This is a genomic window from Ulvibacterium sp. (assembly GCF_965228935.1).
Lineage (GTDB): Bacteria > Bacteroidota > Bacteroidia > Flavobacteriales > Flavobacteriaceae > Ulvibacterium.
Window position 1 is genome coordinate 1,697,498 of the sequence record NZ_OZ245846.1, and the last position, 18,569, is coordinate 1,716,066.

The following is an 18,569-nucleotide window of genomic DNA, read 5'->3' on the forward strand; positions in this document are numbered from 1 at the left end:
ACAAAAAAGATGAAAAAAAGCATAGTGGCATTGATTGCGATTTTGGTATGGGCCCCATCATGTGTCAAGGATCAAAATTTTGACCCACCCAAAAGTACGTGCTCCTCAGGTTTAACGGCCAATGCAACCTATGCCCAAGTAAAGAATTTGTATGAAGATGAAACCATCCAGATTCTGGAGGATTGGGTCATAGAGGGCTATGTCATATCATCGGATAAGGCCGGTAACTTTTTCAGCGTGCTCCATTTCCAGGATAGCCCAACAAATCCCACCGAAGGATTGCAGATAGAGATTGACCTAAGGGATTCACATGTATTCTATCCTGTTGGCAGTAAAATCTTTATCAAACTTAAAGGACTGTATTTGGGAAAGAGTAGGGAAGTATTCAAATTAGGCGGAACCTTTATCGCTTTTGGGAATGTATCCGTTGGTCGTTTGCCAGCGGCAGTCGTAGGAAACCATGTTTTTGTTTCCTGCGACGAAGTGGTTGAACCAGAGCCTACTTTGGTTACTGCGGATGCCATAAGCGGTAACATGGTGAATACCTTGGTCACTTTTGAAAATGTAGAGTTTTTGGAAGATGAGTTGGGCCAGCCCTTCGCCATGGAGCGTGAGGAAACCGAACGTACCTTGACTACTTGTAATGACAACGAGTTTGTAGTATTGAACAGCGGGTTTTCCGATTTTCAAGCTGAAATACTTCCGGAAGGAAATGGAAGCATCACCGGGGTTTTGATCAAGGATAAGGATGACTTCCAATTGGTAATCCGCGATTTGAACGATATCGATTTTAGCCAGCTACGCTGTAAAGATGTAATAGATGAGTTTACATCGACCCGTATTTTTATCTCGGAACTGGCGGATCCTGATAATAATACAGGTGCGCGTTTTGTGGAATTGTACAATTCCGATTCCAAGGCATTAAGTCTAAAAGGATGGGTATTACGCCGTTATACCAATGCTAATACAGCGGTCGGTTCATCCTTGGATTTATCGGAACATACCATTGGGGCGGAAAGTACCTTGGTAATTTCCCCAAATGCCGAGGAATTTGAAGTAATATATGGTTTTATGCCCGATATCGGAGTGGGGATCAACAGTCCCGCCGATTCCAATGGAGATGACAACTTGGAATTGGTAGATCCCTTTGGAGTTGTTATCGATGTTTTTGGGGTTATAGGTGAGGATGGTAGCGGAACCAATCACGAGTTTGAGGATGGACGTGCAGTCCGCAACCTAAATATTGCTGAAGGAAACCCTACCTATACTTTTAACGAATGGACAATCTATAATGATTCTGGCGAGGCGGGAACCATGGATCGACCTCAAAATGCTCCCCAAGATTTTAATCCTGGAATAAGGGATTGATAGTTCCATTTTGGGTAAAGCGAAGCAATCCGGGAGCAGTCATAACAATTTGGAATAATCGGATTGCTTCACTTCATATGGATAAGAACTATTTTACCCAGCTATTCGTTTGGAAAATCCGTATGGGCCATTATTTCTTCCATCTGTTTAATATGTCGCTCAGTATGGCCGCTCATAAAAAGGATGATCTGTAAACCATCTATGGTACCAAAAGGTAATTGCCCGTAATGGTTGCGTAGATCATCTTGGGTGTTTTTAACGTACTTTATATGCGCTTTACGTTTGGAATGGAAAGCTTTTAAAGTTTCTTGATAAGAACCAAATGTTCCCTTAGGCTCAAATTCTTCACGGGTTTTCACCTTTTTACTCCTATCGATAATAATACCTAACAGTTGTTGATCGGTCAACTTTACCGAATCCCGTTGGGAAGGGTCGGCCGGGATTTTTAGGGCACCCTGCAACATCCCATGGAATATATTTTCCGAAATGGCCAAATGTTCCACGCACTCGGCAATGGACCACGTTTCCGGGGAAGGCTTAAATTCCATTTGTTCGGGGCTTAGCCCCTTAACGGTTTGTTTTAAATACTTTTGGGTCCTGGTGAGTTCCTTAACCGCCATTTCCCGATCGGTATCCGTAAGTCCTGGGGACTTAAGACCAAAACCGAACAATGCCAATACCAGTATTGGTAATACTACTTTTTTCATTTTCGCTACTTTTTAGAGGGTTATTATCTTCCTTACTATGGCTAGGACGAATAGGACAGGTCCTTTTTGGACAGTTTTGGTAAAATAAGGATAGGCACAATCTATGGGCCAATAAAAAGTAAGCCCATTTTGAGAAAAACAATAAAGGATATTGGCTTTCCCTATAAAGGAGATCCGAAAAAGATTAAGCTACATCTTGTAGCACATTTTCCAGATCCTGAGGGGATAACGGTTTAAGAATGTAATTGTTGACCATCTTGTAATTGCGTATCCGCTCCAGGTCTCTGGGATCTATGGACGAGCTAATGATGTAAATAATGACCTTTTTGCCATTGGGGTTTGGGATTTTTTCAAAATCCTCCAAAAACTCCCAACCGTTCATAATAGGCATGTTCAAATCCAGAAATAGTACTTCCGGTAGGTCTTCCCCTTGGGCGATCAGTTCCTTTAGACCCTCTATGGCATCCTGGCCGTTATTGAATACCAAAATGTTATCACAAAAATTGACTTCCTTCATAATTCTTCTGGTTCCATAGATAAAAATCGGGTCGTCATCGATAATACAGGTTCTTTGAATTTTTTTTAATTCCATCATAGCGTTCTTTTTTAATTTACTTGAAACAATATCTTGAAAGTCGTACCAACGCCGACTTCACTTTCTACCTCAATTTTACCATTCATGGCCTCTATTTGGTTTTTGGTGATAAAAAGGCCTATCCCTTTGGCATCCTTATGCTTGTGAAAAGTTTTGTACATGCCAAAAAGCTTGTCCCCATGTTTTTCCAAATCTATGCCCAGACCATTGTCCGAAAAAGTGACCAGTATCGTATCATCTATTTTTGATGCTGAAATTTTAAGGCGGAGGTCTCTTTCGGGGGAGCTGTATTTGATACCATTGGTAAATAGGTTTAGAAAAATACTATCCAAATAGGCCGGTATCCCAATAATGTCCAGAGTGGTCGGCACGTCAATGGAACAAAGCGCTTTTTTTTCCCGAAGCAATACACCTAAGTTCTTCTCCACGTCTTTTATGGTCTTAAAAAGATTTACGGGGATCATTTCTTCCAATGCCCCTGCCTTTACCTGTACCACATCATTTAAATGAAGGACAGTTTCATTTAGACTTTCAGAGGCATCCAATAACATGCCGATTAAATTTCTTTTTTCTTCCTCGTTTTCTTCTTTATCCAAAAAACCGGTCAACATAGAAAGATTGCTGGAATGTGACCTGAGATTATGGGAAACAATATGGGCAAAATTTAGCAAGCTATCATTCTGTTCACTGGTTACGTCCAACAATTTTGTCAATTTGTCCTGAACTTCTATTCGGGAGGAAATATCCACGACTTGGGAGATAAAATGGGACAATTCGCCTTTAATATTCTTTACGGCGGTCACGGTCAGTACCGCAGAAACGATACTGCCATTTTTATGAAAATAGCGTTTTTCAATCTGATAGCTTTTTCGTTTACCATCAATAAGTTTGCGTAGCAGCTTTAGATCGATGTCCAGGTCGTCCGGATGGGTAATATCCTGAAAGGTAAGCTTCAAAAGTTCGGATTTTTTGTAACCCAGGCTTTTGCACAAGCTCTTGTTCACCTGTATCCATTTTCCGTTAAGTCCTACGATGGCCATACCTACCGCGGAATTTTCAAAGGCACCTTCAAAGGATTCTTGGCTACGAAGTAGTTCAAGTTGGGTATTCTTCAATTCGGTAATGTCCCAATTGGCACCTATCATCCGTAACGGATTGCCCTCCTTATCCCTTTTTACGGTCGATTTTGCCTTGATATGCCTTATCTCGCCATCGGCTAGAACTACACGAAATTCGGTATTGAATTCCTTTTCTCCCGCTAGGGCCATTTCCACTTCCTTTAGACTTCTTTCCTTATCATCAGGATGTACACAGGCTTCCCAAGCTTCAACGGCACCGATAAAATCCTTTTGATTTACGCCATACAGCTCATACATATTGTCGTCCCAAACCAATATGTTGTCCACAACATTATAGTCCCAAATACCTATTTTGGCCGCATTGTTGGCAATTGCCAATCTATCCGAAACTTTTTGGTATTCCAATATGGTTCTTTTCCTTTCATCTATATCCTGGAACGTTCCATAAATGCGGATACATTGCCCGTTTATGATTTCGGCCTCGCCTTTGGTTCTTACCCAGAGTTCCCTGCCTTTTGCAGTGACGATTTGTAGTTCGGTGTCCCAAGGTGTCCCATCGTTCATGGCCCTACTGACCAAAAGGGTTATCGTATCTCGTGATTTTCCTTGCTTGTAAAAATTGATACCCTCCTCCAGATTGGGAACATAATCCTTGTTTACTTCGTGGATTTCCCGTGTAACCTGGGTCCAATATATCTTATTGGATATCATATCCACCTCCCAGCCTCCAATACGTGCCACACTTTTGGCCTTCATCAGTAATTCTTGGCTTCTTTTTTCTTCGGTAATATCCTCTTGAACTATAATCAGTCCACCGATTGTATCATCTTCCTCCTTCCAAGCATTTATTTTCCATTTGAGCCATTGTACGGCTCCGCTGGGATGTATGAGTTTATAGCCGGTATTTACACTGGATTTCCCTTCGAGGCATTCCTTATGTATTCTTTTTAGTTCTTCCGGAGTATCGGGAATTACCTCATAATACGACCGGCCTACAATAGAGGAATGGCCATTGGTGAATTCATCCAACCATGTCTTGGAATGGCTTATGAAGTGCATATTGAAGTCTACTATGGCTATGGAGGCGGGGGAATCTTTAATAAGGAAGTTTATGGGTAACGTTTCCAAATTAACGATGTTTAGTTGGTTAAAAATACAATTTATTTCAATAACGTAAGAAATTACATAAAAATTGTCAGAATAGTAAATAGATGCCCTATCTGAATCGGAGCACCTGAAATTAAGCTTTTGGATTATCGAATTGCATTATGCCGATTTATACATGTGAACACGGTCGTCCTTAATTATTGGCCTTGGATCTTTTCATAGATCTAGTAGTTTTTTATACATTTAGCTTCCATGGAAAACAAAGAGACTTTTTTTAAGGAAATACGAAATGGTAATTTGGATGTCGTATCCAAAATGATTACTTCATATCCGGATTTAATCAATAGTAAAGACCAGAGAGGTTTCACTCCCCTAATTTTGGCCACTTACTATGATCAACATGAGATTACCGATTTGTTATTGGATAAAGGAGCAGAAATAAATGCAGAGGATGCCTCGGGAAATACGGCCTTACTGGGCGTATGTTTTAAGGGGTTTACCGCTGTGGCCAAAAAATTGATAGAAAAAGGGGCAGACGTCAATCATCAAAACACCATGGGAGCCACGGCTCTTATCTATGCCGCCACCTTTAATCAAAAAGAGATCGCCGAGATGCTCTTGGTTCACGGGGCGGATACCGCTACAAAAGATGATAGGGGCCATACGGCCTTGGATCACGCCAAGATGCAAGAGGTACCAGAATTGGTAGAGTTATTGGAAAATACGCTTCAATGAAGGATTCCGATCAGCTAAACCTTGTAAAACGCATACAGGCATTGTCCGATACAGGTCTGGTCTATGCCCAGAATGGGTACGACCGGGAACGTTATGAGGAATTGAGGCAGATTAGCCTTAAACTGTTGGCAACTATGGCCGATCGTCCTCTTTCCGTCTTACAAGATTTTTATATGCCTGTAATCGATTATCCGACACCAAAAGTGGATGTACGGGGTTTCGTGTTAAATGAGACAAAAGATGTTCTCATGGTCAAGGAAAGTGAGGATAATAAATGGACCATCCCCGGAGGTTGGGCCGATGTGGGTTATTCACCGTCTGAAGTCGTAGTAAAGGAAATTGAGGAAGAGACAGGGTTCAAAACGAACGTAGTCCGATTGTTGGCCGTTTATGATAAAAAATGCCATCCTCATCCTCCCCAGCCGTATTATATTTATAAATTAAACTTTTTCTGCACGATTTATGGCGGGGAGCTAAAACCTAGTTTTGATATTAAGGACGTTGGGTTCTTTCCCATTGACCAACTTCCGGAGTTATCGGAGGATAGGATTCTTGAAAGTCAATTGCGGCAATTGCACAAGATGGTAATGGATGATGATAATTCGGTATACTTTGATTGATTGGAATGGCAAAAGAATTAAAAATCGCCTTGGTGCAATCCCCACTGTTTTGGGAAGATCCCGAACGGAACAGGAAAATGTTCTCCAAAAAATTAGATGCCATTTCAAATGAGGCAGACCTTATCGTCCTTCCCGAAATGTTTACCACGGCATTTACCATGTACCCTAAAAATATCAGTGAAAAAGAGGGAATAAGAACAGTGGAATGGATGCAACGGCAAGCTGCCGGGAAAAATGCGGCCCTGGTTGGGAGTATTGTATTCCAGGAAGATGGCAAATACTTTAATCGGCTATATTTTGTTGAGCCCGATGGCGGGATCAACACCTACGACAAAAGGCACACTTTTACCCTTGCGGGAGAGGATAAGGTCTATAATGCGGGAGAAAAGAAAGTTCTGGTGAAGTACAAGGGATTCCGGTTTTATCCTTTGATTTGTTATGACCTTCGATTTCCGGTTTGGAGCCGGAATACGGAAAATTATGATGCGCTTCTCTATGTGGCCAATTGGCCCAAACCTAGAATTGCTGCCTGGGATACCCTTTTAAAGGCCCGGGCCATTGAAAATATGGCCTATTGCATCGGGGTGAACAGGATAGGGCGTGATGATACGGGCCATGAATATGTGGGCCATTCCGCCGTGTATGACTGTTTGGGGGAGCAACTTGTATTTTCTGAAAAAGAGACAATACTTCAGGTCACGTTGAGCAGGGAACATATCGAAACTACGCGGAACAAGTTAAAATTTCTGGACGATAGGGACCATTTTATTCTGGAATGATAAATGTCTGTTCCAATTCCCAATTGGCCCTAACCTCAATGACATCCGGATAATAGGTCACCTTTTCGGGTTGTATTCTTTCCAGATAGTTTCCCGTATCCCACTTTTGGTTGCCGTTTGCATCAAAAACGATACGGACAAGGTATTTTGAGGGTTCCAGGGCATTAAATTCGAAAATCTGAGGTTTCGGCGCATGAATTTCACGCTTGGTCTTACCCTTTTCGTCTGTTAGCTGTACAATGAGGGGATATGCCAAACTATCCGTAGTAATGCTAAACCTAAGATTTCCGTAGTCGGCCAAACTTTTGGTGGAAAGGTTATAGCTCAGGGTATCGTTCGTTTGCTCAAAAAAATCCGTAATCGCCCCTGGTAACATGCTTAGGGAATAATTTTCATTGGGCTCCACATCAAAATTAAAATCCACTTTATTCTCAACACTATCCAGCTCAGCTGCGAACAAAACTGCGGTGGAATCCTTTTTTATCATACTCATTTGTAGCGTATCGATGGCCACTAGAGGTGTGGTGGCATCTATGTAAAAAGGCTCGTTGAACCCCAGGGATCCCCGTTGGTTGGGGTTTAGGGTCAAAGAGTCGACCCCTACCTTTCGGCTTTTCACGGTAAAGGTATCAATAACCTTTAGGGTTTCATTGGTTACCGTGAAGATAAGGGAATCCATTTCAAATGGTGTAAACCAAAAATTGAGGGTGTCTTTGTCCTTCTCCTTTAAAACCTTGGTTCTAACGGTATCCGGCAGGTCGCTTAGCAGGTCTATATGAACATCTTTCCCATCGCCATAATATCCAAACAGTATTTTGTTCCGTGCCGCATAGCTTGGTACGGAGCTACTATAATTCGGTATTTCCTTGAACAGGGTAAGCAAGTAGGTGGAATCCGTGGGTAGGGTAACCGTATCTTGGATGAAGGCGATCTTGTCCACATTTTGATCAAAAAGATTGTTCTTTCCCTCGTCCTTTAGACCGAACAAGGCATATTTGCCCTCCTTTAAATTTTTTAAAGTAAAGATTACGGCACTGTCCAATGTATTGGTGATATAGTTTGGAGGCCTTTGATAGATTGTGGAATCGGTATAGGCGGTGTCCAACTCATACAGCATAACACTTATGAATTCATCCGCTTTTCTATTAAAGGCATCTTTAACGACACCCAATACGGTCAATGAATCGATATAGTTGCCAGTGGAAAACACATAGGTCAAAAAACTATTCGGATTTCCCTCGTTATTGTCCGTAATACTTTGTCCAAAATTCAAGGTATACGTGGTATTCTCCTTTAAGGTATCCTTGAACTTTATTTCCACGATCCTGTCCGCACCTCCTTGTGGGGATATTTCAGGGAGATACTTTAAAGGAGGGGAGACAATAAGTTGTTCCTGAATATCTTCCAACTTCACATATTCATCAAAATATAGCTTTATCTCCTGGGCATCAAAGTTGATGGTCATATTCTCGGGTTCCGCCCGTAACAAAACCGGAGGGTCTTCATCCTTGGGGCCACCGGTCGGATTGCCCCTTCTTGCACATTGCAACAAAGCGGCAACGGCAAAGAACAAAAAAACACAAGCCAATATGCGTCGTAACATTGGGGATAATATAGCGCAACAAAGAAACAATTTATTTCATTAGGGTACAACGGCGATGCTGGTTAGATATATGTTAATACCCTTGGCCTCTAGTAGAGCCTCGGCACAGAGTTCCATGGTAGCCCCTGTGGTGATAACATCATCTACCAAAAGCACATTTTTGCCTTTAAATACGGATGCATCGGTAAGGGTGTAAAGGGCTTTGTTTCCCTGCCATCTCGCTATTCGGCCTTTTTTGGTCTGTGTCTTGGTATTGGCCGTTTTAACGAGTACATGATCTACATATTCCGCTTTGAGGTGATGGGCAATTTTTCTGGCGAACAGGGCGACTTGGTTGTACCCACGTTGTCTCAATTTTTGTTTATGGAGAGGAACCGGGACAACGGCATGAATGTTTGTATCAAAGGTTTCTTTTAGGACTTGGCCATACCAATCACCTAAGAAAGCCCCTATTTGCTCCTGGTTTCGATATTTTAGATGATGGATCAGGTTTTTTACGATGCCCGTTTCCGAAAAAAACAGAAAAGAACTGGCCTTTTTTATGTTAATTCTACCATAAAAGATACGGTCAACGGCATTTTCGGCGTTAAAGGTGTATTCGGTGAGCGGTATTTGGTTCCGACAAACTGTACAGAGATATTGCTCTCCGCCCGATAAATGTGCATTACATCCAAAACAGACCTTGGGCAATAGGAGGGTGTTTATATCATTTATTATATTTGATAGCTTGGAGCGTAACAAATCTTAATACTTTAACCTACTAAAGCTTACTTGCTCTGATGGATGGTCAAGATAATAAATTCAATTATAAAATAATCCTTACTGCTTTGGCAGCAGTGATTATAGGCATTCTTATTGCCTTCTATTACAGCTATGCCCAATCCCAAAGCCAAATCGACTTTTTAGAGCAGGAAAAGGAGCTTTTAGTAAAGGACCTTACCTTAATGAAGGCGGATGTTGACAGACTTTCCGCACTCAATGAGGTCAATGAAATTGAATTACAGGATTCCAGGTATCGCGTACAACAGTTATTGGACTCGGTAGGAAGGCTTAATTTCACCGTGGATAGATTGCGGGAATACAAGACCGAACTTCGCAGGCTGGAGGCCAAGAACGATAGCCTTAAGCTTAAGAACAACTTCTTGAGATACAACAATATGTTGCTATCCGATAAGTATGAGGAAACACGAAAGCAAATAGAGGAACTGAGGGCCAAAAGCAATTCTTTGGCGGAAGCGGAAGCCTTACAGCGAAGGAAGATCCAGGAACTGAACAAGGAACTTAAGAGCAAACGCTATTTGACGCTAAGAGGTTCTGAAGGCATAGGCTTCCGATTAAGAAGCGGGAGACCCATCCGTACCAATAAGGCCTCTACCATAGAAAAACTCAGGGGTTGTGTTACCATCATGGCCGATCCCAATATTATAAATACCGAAAAGGTAATCTACTTTCAATTTTTAGGCCCTAACATGGGGGTCATAGAGGATAATGCCAATACCATTTCCGTAAATGGGAATATTTATAGCAAGCGTGTAGAGGTCGTCTTTACAGGGGAACAGAAAAATATTTGTGACTTTATAACGCTCCCCGAGGGATCCTTGGAAGGGGGTACCTACACCTTAAATGTTTTTGAGGACGAACGTCTCCTGGCCTCTTCCGAATTTCAATTGAAATAATTAGCACTTTTTTAGGGTAATATTCTATTTTTGCCGAATGGCAAAACAAGATGACGATTTAAGACGGGTAATCTCGCATGCTAAGGAATACGGCTATGTATTCCAATCCAGTGAAATATATGATGGCCTAAGTGCCGTTTATGACTATGCCCAGAATGGCGCGGAACTCAAAAAGAACATACGGGAATACTGGTGGAAGGCCATGGTGCAGCTCAATGAGAATATCGTTGGTCTGGATGCGGCCATTTTTATGCACCCTACCACTTGGAAGGCCTCAGGCCATGTGGATGCTTTCAATGACCCCTTGATCGATAACAAGGATTCGAAAAAAAGGTATCGTGCCGATGTTTTGGTGGAGGAACATGTAGCCAAAATTGAGACCAAGATCGAGAAGGAAGTGGCCAAGGCGGCCAAACGTTTTGGGGATAAATTTGATAAGGAACAATTTTTGACCACCAACCCGCGAGTGGTCGATTATCAGGAACAGGCTACGGCAATATTGAAGCGTTTGGGGAAGTCCTTGGAAAATGAGGACTTGGCGGACGTAAAAAAACTTATCGAGGAATTGGAAATCGCCTGCCCCATGTCTGGATCAAGAAATTGGACGGAGGTAAAACAATTCAACCTTATGTTCGGCACCAAATTGGGCGCTTCTGCCGATACTGCTACGGATTTATATCTCCGCCCGGAAACGGCCCAAGGAATCTTCGTCAACTTTTTGAACGTGCAGAAAACAGGGCGTATGAAGATTCCATTCGGGATTGCACAAACGGGAAAGGCCTTTCGTAATGAAATTGTAGCGCGACAATTTATTTTCCGAATGCGTGAGTTCGAGCAGATGGAAATGCAGTTTTTCATTAAACCGGGTACCCAAAAGGAATGGTATGAAAAGTGGAAGGAAAATCGCTTAAAATGGCATTTATCCCTGGGGATGGGTGAGGAAAACTATCGTTTTCACAACCATGAAAAATTGGCCCATTATGCAGATGCCGCAGCGGATATCGAATTCCGTTTCCCTATCGGGTTTAAGGAATTGGAGGGAATCCATTCCCGAACCGATTTCGATTTGGGAAGCCATGAAAAATATTCAGGTAAAAAATTACAATATTTTGATACGGATACCCGCGAAAGTTATGTCCCCTATGTAATAGAGACTTCCATAGGTTTGGATCGTATGTTCCTATCTGTTTTTAGCCATTCCCTACAAGAAGAGGAACTGGAAAACGGTACGATTAGGACGGTATTACGACTTCCCGCCGTATTGGCCCCCACTAAGGCAGCCGTATTACCCTTGGTCAAAAAAGATGGCCTTCCGGAAATTGCCCGTAAAATCATTGCCGATTTAAAATGGGATTTCAATGTGGCCTATGACGAAAAGGATGCCGTAGGGCGCAGATATCGAAGACAAGATGCCGCCGGCACCCCATTCTGTATCACTGTAGACCACCAAACTTTGGAAGATGATACGGTGACCCTGCGCCACAGGGATACCATGGGACAGCAACGGATTAAATTGGCCGAGGTAAAATCCATCATCGCCAAAGAGGTAGATATGCGGGAGTGGTTACAGAGGATGTAGTATACCTGCCTTTTCAAATATTTTTCCTTAGACATCACATAATGGTTTAGTCCCCCTAATTTTCACCCATGTTGCCGCTATCTATTGGGATTTTGCTGAAGTGTAAATTATCAAAATGGAAATCCCCGGTTGGGATCTCCATCCGAAAACCTTTTATAGCGCCCTCTTCGTTAATTTCAAAAACGATATCTCCTATCGGTAAAAACTCATCCCGTAGCTTTACCTTAAACCTTTCATCGCTTGCATAATAGAGCGTGCCGGAAAAGAGCTCTTTGTTGGGCAATAATTTAAGAGTGGGAATACCCTCTTGAATACTAATGGATGCTTTTCCATATACCTTGTCCTCATATAGTCCGGTATATTTTAAAAATCCCTTTACAGCGCTCGATTTACGGTTCATTTTTTTCGGATTGTCCCATGAATATCCAAAGTATGTAAAGTACTTTCTATTATTGGACCAATCTGTCAGTTCAGGATGTTTAATGTAGGTAGAAATCATATTGACCAGGCCTTCATTGATCATTGATATCTTATTGGTCAAAACAACAATGCCGATATTGTGTTCCGGGTATAAGGCGACCATGGATTTATATCCTGGCATCCCTCCTCCATGATACAGGGACTTCTGGCCGTCTTCATAATCTATATACCATCCAAATCCATAACTCTGTTGACCTCGGTCATCCAAAATCATTTTAGGGTTGGTTATAGTTTCAAACGTCTTTTGGGATATTATTTTCTTTTTAGGCAGCGCTCCCTTATTAAGATACATTTGAAGCCAAAGCAACATATCATCTATGGTAGAATTGATACCACCGGCCGGGGCGGCATTATCAATACTTCTGGGTTCAATGGGTTTATCGGCAATATGTGGATGGGCATATTCCGGATTCTTGGTTAATTCGGACAAGGTAGATGAACTGTTTTTCATATCAAGAACATCAAAGATTTTGGTTTTCAGAAATTCGTTCCAAGTCAATCCGGTCACCTTTTCAATGATTTTACCTGCAACAATGTACATAACATTGTTATAGTTAAAATCCAATCTGAACGAACCTCTTACAGGATAGTATTGTATTTTTTCGATGATTTCATCACTTGAAAAATCGGTGCTATACCATAATGAGTCTCCATCGAATTCTCCAAGCCCCGACCTATGGCTTAGAAGGTCGCTAATGGTTATTTCATTCGTTATCCAGGGATCGCTAAGTTTGAAATCTGGCAGGTACGCAACTACTTTATCATTCCAGTCCAATCTGCCTTCATCAACTAGAATCCCGATACATGTGGCGGTAAATGCCTTGGTACAGGACAGAATTGGAAAAATAGTTTCGGTATGTATGGGAAGACCGTTCCCATTACGGGTGGTACCATATCCCTTTTTAAAAATAACAGTGTCATTGTGAATCACTCCAATGGCAAGCCCAGGCATATTATATTCTTTAGGGGAGACCAACTTTGAAATATACCTATCCAGGGAATCGACATCTATGGATTGACTCCAAAGAGAAAGGGGAAGAGAAAAGAGAAATATATGTAGTAACTTCATTGCGATTGCTCCTAACTGATGGTAACGGTCTCATATAAGAATAATAGGGGATTTTAAAACGCAAACCTTTCCATCTATGACCTACTGTAAAGACAAAAAAGCGACTTTGATTAAACAACAAAGCCGTTATTATTTTTACTTTTTGTTACCAAGCGTATGCATGCTTGTTATTCAATTTTACTTTATGTTTTAGATTGGTTATTCCCTTATCAAATCAGATAACCAAGTGACACTGCGGACACCTGTCATCGGAAACGCCGTTTCGTGACCCCCCTCAATAACTGCATACTCTATGGATAAACTGTTATCGTTTCTAGCTTTCAACAAATTAACAAATTCACTTATGGGCTCGTGTAACTCCTCCTCCTCCAAAGTGCCACGTGAAATGAAAACATTGACATTGAGTCTATTATTTTTGAACTCGACTTTATTCTCTTCCTTAGTAAGTACTTGGACCGATGGGCTACCAAGAATATAGTTTTTGAAAGTATCAGGCTGTGTCATTATTATGTAAGCGCCAAATAATCCGCTCAAGGAATATCCAAAATAAGAACGATTATTGGGATTGGTACGATAGTTTTTTTCTATGTAATTAAAAACATCGTTGCGAATAAAATCCAAGTGATTACCGGCTTGGCCAAACTGCAATTTTGGATGATCTGGGTGGGTTGTTCTCCAGAACGAGTAATCCTCAAATCGACTGGCATGAACTCCATATTTTTGCTTTACATCTTCCTCTATGTCCTTCTGCCAGGAAATTCCGACCAAAATAGCATCTTTCATTATGTACTCAGTGGAACCGGATAATATTTCGATGTGCCACATGGCATCGGTAAAATAAAGCACGGGATATTTGATGTCGCCGTTTTCCGAATATCCCTCTGGCAGCTTAATATAAAGTTCATATTGCCTGTCATTTTTAGCGTCCTTTATCGGGATAACCTGTATCCGAGGCAATTCCAAATAAGAACTTTCTACCATTTGTGTAGTATCGTTTACAATACTTTCTTGGGCAAAGACAGAGTTTAGCGATATAAAGATGATCAGAATTAACAATTTAGTGGTTTTCATGTTTTCTTTCTTATAAATGAGTTAATTTCTCATTGGTTTAACTGGAAAACAAATGTAATTTCCGGGAGGGTTATCAGTCTTGTAAAATCTTGTTATTCTTTTTATAGTTTCCAGGAGTTACCCCAACGTATTTTTTGAAACTATGAGTGAAATGACTTTGGTCATAAAACCCTGATTCAAGTGCAATCTCTACCAAAGGAACATCCGTATAAAAAAGCTTTTTTGAGTTTTCTATTCTAATAGTGGTTAGGTATTCCAAAGGTGTTAAACCAATGCTCTTTTTAAAGCTTTTTTGTAGTTTAAATTTATTCACTTTAAACTTTTGTTGGAGCATTTCCAAAGTGATTGATCGGTAATAATTTAGAGACAAATAGTTTAGAATATCATCAAAAGGTTCGTCGGCATTTTTTTGAAAATAAGATTGTTTAAAGTCATTCAAAGTATCCAAAAAAAGATTTTCAAGGATTTTCAAAATCGATGCTTCGTTTATGTTAAACTCACTGTTCCAATATGATATAAAATAAGGAAAGCTTGCTAGATGGGTTATTTTCTTTGAAACATTTTTGATGACGTCATTGCTTATATAAAGAGCCTTATAAGTCCAAGCACCGTTTTTATTGCTCCAGTTTTTATGAATTGAATAAGGGGGAATTAATTGCAAAGCATTTTTACTGACCAAAAAACTTGTATCGCCAAATGCAATGTTTTCGCTTCCGTATTCGATAGAAGCTAGACTCCAACATTGATGAAAATGAAAAGGGAAGTTTTTATCAATAAAAGTAGCAGATTTAAGTTCAACACCATCTAGTATTGCTAATTTTATTGTCTTCACCTTGTTTACTTCCATCATTTCAATTTGCAATTAAGTACTTGTTTTTCTTGAATAAAGACAGTATTTAGCGATACGATTGTCAGCATTTGTAATTTTGTTTTCCCTCTTTTTGAAAATAGGTTTGGTAACCGTCTCGGCTATGACCCGGTGGCCAGCACCAGACATTTTTTAGTTAATTCAAGTTAGGAAAAAATGACCAAGCGATAGGCATGGGTTATAGCCATTGTTGTAGGGAGTTTATTTTATCATTTCCAAGGTATTCAAATCATAATCGGTATGTTCAAATTTTTTATATCTAAACTTGGCATTCTTTCTTTTGATTTTAATGTAATTAAAGCTTCCAAAATTCTGTGAGAAAATAAAATTATCCCCATAAAGTGGAATAGGCTTACTTATGACAATCTTATTTTTTAGAAAGTATACTAGGGTAGTTCCTTCAGGATATTGAAAAGGGTCATATGATGGTACTAATACTCCATTTGATAGATAACCAACACTTATAGTATAATAATGGGCATCCGTAAATAGAATTTCATCCCACTTTTTACAATCAAATATCTCATCGAAATCATGAATGGAATTAATTTTCAAATTAGATAAATCGGAAAAATTTGCACTAAAGTAATCTATCAGGCAAGTTTCAGGAATATTATAACTCTTATATAATTTAAAGAGAGTACCTAAAATGAAATACAGTACTACTCCTAATACTATTTTATATAATGTTCTTTTAGAAATCAGAGCTTTATTTTAAAGAGTGTCAATTCAAATTACCTACAACAATTGTGTATAGATCATGATTTATACATCTTTTCTATGTGGAACTAAGATAATCAAAAACCAAACCGTATTCTGAGTGCTTTGCACCAAGCCATAACAAATCTTAATATCCGCATAACGCAAAAAAATAACGACATTCCGAATTGTAAGAATAAGAATCCTACTTTTAGAAAGAAATAGGAACATAACCACTTAAAAATAAAATTAGAGATGGATTCTACACACAACGGTCAGGGCGACATAAGCAAATGCCCATTTTTAAATGGAGAGTTGAACCAAGCTGCTGGTGGGGGTACCACCAACCGGGACTGGTGGCCCAACTCCTTAAACCTGAACATTCTACGCCAACATTCCAATTTGGCCGATCCTATGGATGAGGATTTTGACTATGCCGAGGAATTCAAATCGTTGGATTTGGCAGCGGTAAAAAAAGACCTCACTGATTTAATGACCAATAGCCAGGACTGGTGGCCAGCGGATTACGGACATTATGGACCGTTCTTTATCCGTATGGCCTGGCATGCCGCTGGAACCTACCGTATCGCCGATGGTCGTGGTGGGGGTGGAACTGGAGCCCAGCGTTTTGCACCATTGAACAGTTGGCCGGACAACGCCAACCTGGACAAGGCCCGTTTATTGCTTTGGCCCATTAAACAGAAATATGGGAAGAAAATCTCCTGGGCGGATCTATTGATCTTAACAGGCAATGTGGCCCACGAATCCATGGGCTTGCCCATGTACGGCTTTGCCGGAGGCCGTGAGGATATCTGGCAGCCCGAAGAAGATATCTACTGGGGCTCGGAGGCCGAATGGTTGGGAAACAAAGCCCGTTACTCCGAGGAAGGCGAATTGGAAAATCCCCTGGGGGCGGCCCATATGGGATTGATTTATGTAAACCCCGAAGGCCCCAATGCCAATCCGGATCCCGTTGCGGCCGCACATGATATTCGCGAGACTTTTGGTCGGATGGCCATGAACGATTATGAGACCGTAGCCTTGATTGCCGGAGGCCATACCTTTGGCAAAACGCATGGTGCCGCCAGTGATGCCGAATTTGTAGAGGCGGAACCTGCCGGGGCCTCCATAGAAATGCAGAGCATGGGCTGGAAGAACAACTTTGGGACCGGTAAGGGATCGGATACCATAACCAGTGGTTTGGAAGGAGCCTGGACAAACACCCCGACAAAATGGAGCCACAAATTCTTCGAAAATCTTTTTGGCTATGAATGGGAACTGACCCAAAGTCCTGCCGGGGCACACCAATGGAGACCCAAGGATGGTGCCGGTGCCGGTACGGTACCCGATGCCCATGATCCCGAGAAAAAACATGCCCCCTTTATGTTGACTACGGATCTGTCCTTACGTATGGATCCAGACTACGAAAAAATTTCACGGCATTTCTATGAAAACCCGGATGAATTTGCCGATGCCTATGCCAAGGCTTGGTTTAAATTGACCCATAGGGATATGGGACCGGTTTCCCGTTATTTGGGGCCAGAAGTACCCCAAGAGGAATTGATTTGGCAAGATCCCGTTCCTGCCGTAGATTATGAATTGATCGATGCAAATGACATTGCGGATCTTAAAGCCAAGATTTTGGATTCAGGTCTGTCCATTTCACAATTGGTCTCCACGGCTTGGGCCTCGGCTTCCACTTTCCGTGGTTCGGATTTCCGAGGAGGGGCCAATGGCGCCCGTGTACGCCTGGCACCCCAAAAGGATTGGAAAGTGAACAATCCAGCCCAATTAGCCAAGGTATTGGAAGTTTTGGAAGGGATTCAAGCCGCCTTTAATGGAGCGCAAACCGGAGGCAAAAAAGTTTCCTTGGCGGATTTGATCGTTCTAGGCGGGTGTGCCGCTGTGGAAAAAGCTGCGGAGAATGCCGGTGAGACTATCTCCGTACCTTTTGCCCCGGGACGTACCGATGCCAGTGCGGAACAGACCGATGCCGAGTCCTTTGAAGTCCTTGAGCCCCAAGCGGACGGATTCCGAAACTATGCAAGGACCAAGTTCTCCGTAGCGACCGAGGAATTGCTGGTGGACAAGGCGCAATTGATGACCTTGACCGCACCGGAAATGACTGTTTTGGTAGGTGGAATGCGTGTATTGGACACCAATTTTGATAAATCGCACAATGGCGTGTTTACCCATAAGCCGGAGACGCTCACGAATGATTTCTTTGTAAATCTACTCGACTTGAACACCGAATGGAAAGCGGTTTCCGAGGATGAGGAGGTATTTGAAGGACGCGACCGCAAAACGGGCGATTTAAAATGGACCGCCTCTAGAGTAGACCTTATTTTTGGATCTAACACCGAACTCAGGGCCCTTGCCGAGGTCTATGGTTGTCACGATGCCCAAAAGAAATTCGTAAAGGATTTTGTTGCAGCTTGGGATAAGGTGATGAACCTGGATCGATTTGATTTGGATTGATATAAACGACATGAATCGTTAAAAAGCACCCTGACATTGGTCGGGGTGCTTTTTTG

At 41.6% G+C, this 18,569-nt stretch carries 15 protein-coding genes; 7 read left to right on the forward strand and 8 right to left on the reverse strand.

Annotated features, from left to right (window positions below):
• Positions 1-9 precede the first annotated feature (9 nt).
• Positions 10-1,368: a DUF5689 domain-containing protein gene (locus ACO06Y_RS07025; RefSeq protein WP_422083122.1), complete on the forward strand. Its 1,359-nt coding sequence runs from the start codon at positions 10-12 to the stop codon at positions 1,366-1,368.
• Positions 1,369-1,469: 101 nt separating this feature from the next.
• Here ACO06Y_RS07025 and ACO06Y_RS07030 read toward each other — a convergent pair whose 3' ends face one another.
• From ACO06Y_RS07030 to ACO06Y_RS07040, 3 genes are all read right to left on the reverse strand, one after another.
• Positions 1,470-2,075, reverse strand: a complete 606-nt coding sequence (locus ACO06Y_RS07030) for a DinB family protein (RefSeq protein ID WP_422083123.1) — start codon at positions 2,073-2,075, stop codon at positions 1,470-1,472.
• A gap of 184 nt (positions 2,076-2,259) precedes the next feature.
• Entirely contained in the window at positions 2,260-2,670 is a 411-nt protein-coding gene (locus ACO06Y_RS07035) for a response regulator (protein ID WP_422083124.1), read from the reverse strand.
• Positions 2,671-2,681: 11 nt separating this feature from the next.
• Positions 2,682-4,877 carry a PAS domain S-box protein gene (locus ACO06Y_RS07040; protein WP_422083125.1) on the reverse strand — a complete coding sequence of 732 codons (2,196 nt, stop codon included), beginning with the start codon at positions 4,875-4,877 and terminating at the stop codon, positions 2,682-2,684.
• 231 nt (positions 4,878-5,108) lie between these two features.
• Here ACO06Y_RS07040 and ACO06Y_RS07045 point away from each other — a divergent pair, with 231 nt between their 5' ends.
• Genes ACO06Y_RS07045 through ACO06Y_RS07055 form a run of 3 tightly spaced genes read left to right on the forward strand, consistent with a single transcriptional unit; the run spans position 5,109 to position 6,990 of the window.
• Positions 5,109-5,591 carry an ankyrin repeat domain-containing protein gene (locus tag ACO06Y_RS07045; protein ID WP_422083126.1) on the forward strand — a complete coding sequence of 161 codons (483 nt, stop codon included), beginning with the start codon at positions 5,109-5,111 and terminating at the stop codon, positions 5,589-5,591.
• A complete protein-coding gene (locus tag ACO06Y_RS07050) occupies positions 5,588-6,211 on the forward strand; it encodes an NUDIX hydrolase (RefSeq protein WP_422083127.1) in 624 nt (207 codons plus the stop codon). Before ACO06Y_RS07045 ends, ACO06Y_RS07050 begins: the two co-directional genes overlap by 4 nt.
• A gap of 5 nt (positions 6,212-6,216) precedes the next feature.
• A complete protein-coding gene (locus ACO06Y_RS07055; protein WP_422083128.1) occupies positions 6,217-6,990 on the forward strand; it encodes an amidohydrolase in 774 nt (257 codons plus the stop codon).
• Here the strand turns inward: ACO06Y_RS07055 and ACO06Y_RS07060 are convergent.
• Positions 6,977-8,593, reverse strand: a complete 1,617-nt coding sequence (locus tag ACO06Y_RS07060; RefSeq protein ID WP_422083129.1) for an Ig-like domain-containing protein — start codon at positions 8,591-8,593, stop codon at positions 6,977-6,979. The two genes, ACO06Y_RS07055 and ACO06Y_RS07060, sit on opposite strands and share 14 nt — an antisense overlap.
• A gap of 39 nt (positions 8,594-8,632) precedes the next feature.
• Complete coding sequence (locus ACO06Y_RS07065; protein ID WP_422083130.1) at positions 8,633-9,334, reverse strand: ComF family protein; 702 nt, start codon at positions 9,332-9,334, stop codon at positions 8,633-8,635.
• 38 nt (positions 9,335-9,372) lie between these two features.
• Between ACO06Y_RS07065 and ACO06Y_RS07070 the strand changes: the two genes are divergently transcribed.
• Together ACO06Y_RS07070 and ACO06Y_RS07075 are read left to right on the forward strand one after the other, a co-directional pair.
• A complete protein-coding gene (locus tag ACO06Y_RS07070) occupies positions 9,373-10,269 on the forward strand; it encodes a hypothetical protein (RefSeq protein WP_422083131.1) in 897 nt (298 codons plus the stop codon).
• A 37-nt stretch (positions 10,270-10,306) separates the two neighbouring features.
• Entirely contained in the window at positions 10,307-11,848 is a 1,542-nt protein-coding gene (locus ACO06Y_RS07075; RefSeq protein ID WP_422083132.1) for a glycine--tRNA ligase, read from the forward strand.
• Positions 11,849-11,903: 55 nt separating this feature from the next.
• Here ACO06Y_RS07075 and ACO06Y_RS07080 read toward each other — a convergent pair whose 3' ends face one another.
• The 3 genes from ACO06Y_RS07080 to ACO06Y_RS07090 form a co-directional block, all read right to left on the reverse strand.
• Positions 11,904-13,397, reverse strand: a complete 1,494-nt coding sequence (locus ACO06Y_RS07080) for a serine hydrolase (RefSeq protein ID WP_422083133.1) — start codon at positions 13,395-13,397, stop codon at positions 11,904-11,906.
• A gap of 198 nt (positions 13,398-13,595) precedes the next feature.
• Positions 13,596-14,468 carry an alpha/beta hydrolase gene (locus ACO06Y_RS07085; RefSeq protein WP_422083134.1) on the reverse strand — a complete coding sequence of 291 codons (873 nt, stop codon included), beginning with the start codon at positions 14,466-14,468 and terminating at the stop codon, positions 13,596-13,598.
• A gap of 73 nt (positions 14,469-14,541) precedes the next feature.
• Positions 14,542-15,318: an AraC family transcriptional regulator gene (locus ACO06Y_RS07090; RefSeq protein WP_422083135.1), complete on the reverse strand. Its 777-nt coding sequence runs from the start codon at positions 15,316-15,318 to the stop codon at positions 14,542-14,544.
• Positions 15,319-16,290: 972 nt separating this feature from the next.
• Here ACO06Y_RS07090 and katG point away from each other — a divergent pair.
• On the forward strand, positions 16,291-18,513 hold the full coding sequence (katG, locus tag ACO06Y_RS07095) for a catalase/peroxidase HPI (protein WP_422083136.1): 2,223 nt from the start codon (positions 16,291-16,293) through the stop codon (positions 18,511-18,513).
• Positions 18,514-18,569: the final 56 nt, after the last annotated feature.

Coding starts and splice junctions, on each gene's coding strand:
- ACO06Y_RS07025 (WP_422083122.1), top strand. CDS start 10: ATGAAAAAAAGCATAGTGGCATTGATTGCGATTTTGGTATGGGCCCCA.
- ACO06Y_RS07030 (WP_422083123.1), bottom strand. CDS start 2,075: ATGAAAAAAGTAGTATTACCAATACTGGTATTGGCATTGTTCGGTTTT.
- ACO06Y_RS07035 (WP_422083124.1), bottom strand. CDS start 2,670: ATGATGGAATTAAAAAAAATTCAAAGAACCTGTATTATCGATGACGAC.
- ACO06Y_RS07045 (WP_422083126.1), top strand. CDS start 5,109: ATGGAAAACAAAGAGACTTTTTTTAAGGAAATACGAAATGGTAATTTG.
- ACO06Y_RS07050 (WP_422083127.1), top strand. CDS start 5,588: ATGAAGGATTCCGATCAGCTAAACCTTGTAAAACGCATACAGGCATTG.
- ACO06Y_RS07055 (WP_422083128.1), top strand. CDS start 6,217: ATGGCAAAAGAATTAAAAATCGCCTTGGTGCAATCCCCACTGTTTTGG.
- ACO06Y_RS07060 (WP_422083129.1), bottom strand. CDS start 8,593: ATGTTACGACGCATATTGGCTTGTGTTTTTTTGTTCTTTGCCGTTGCC.
- ACO06Y_RS07070 (WP_422083131.1), top strand. CDS start 9,373: ATGGATGGTCAAGATAATAAATTCAATTATAAAATAATCCTTACTGCT.
- ACO06Y_RS07075 (WP_422083132.1), top strand. CDS start 10,307: ATGGCAAAACAAGATGACGATTTAAGACGGGTAATCTCGCATGCTAAG.
- ACO06Y_RS07080 (WP_422083133.1), bottom strand. CDS start 13,397: ATGAAGTTACTACATATATTTCTCTTTTCTCTTCCCCTTTCTCTTTGG.
- ACO06Y_RS07085 (WP_422083134.1), bottom strand. CDS start 14,468: ATGAAAACCACTAAATTGTTAATTCTGATCATCTTTATATCGCTAAAC.
- ACO06Y_RS07090 (WP_422083135.1), bottom strand. CDS start 15,318: ATGATGGAAGTAAACAAGGTGAAGACAATAAAATTAGCAATACTAGAT.
- katG (WP_422083136.1), top strand. CDS start 16,291: ATGGATTCTACACACAACGGTCAGGGCGACATAAGCAAATGCCCATTT.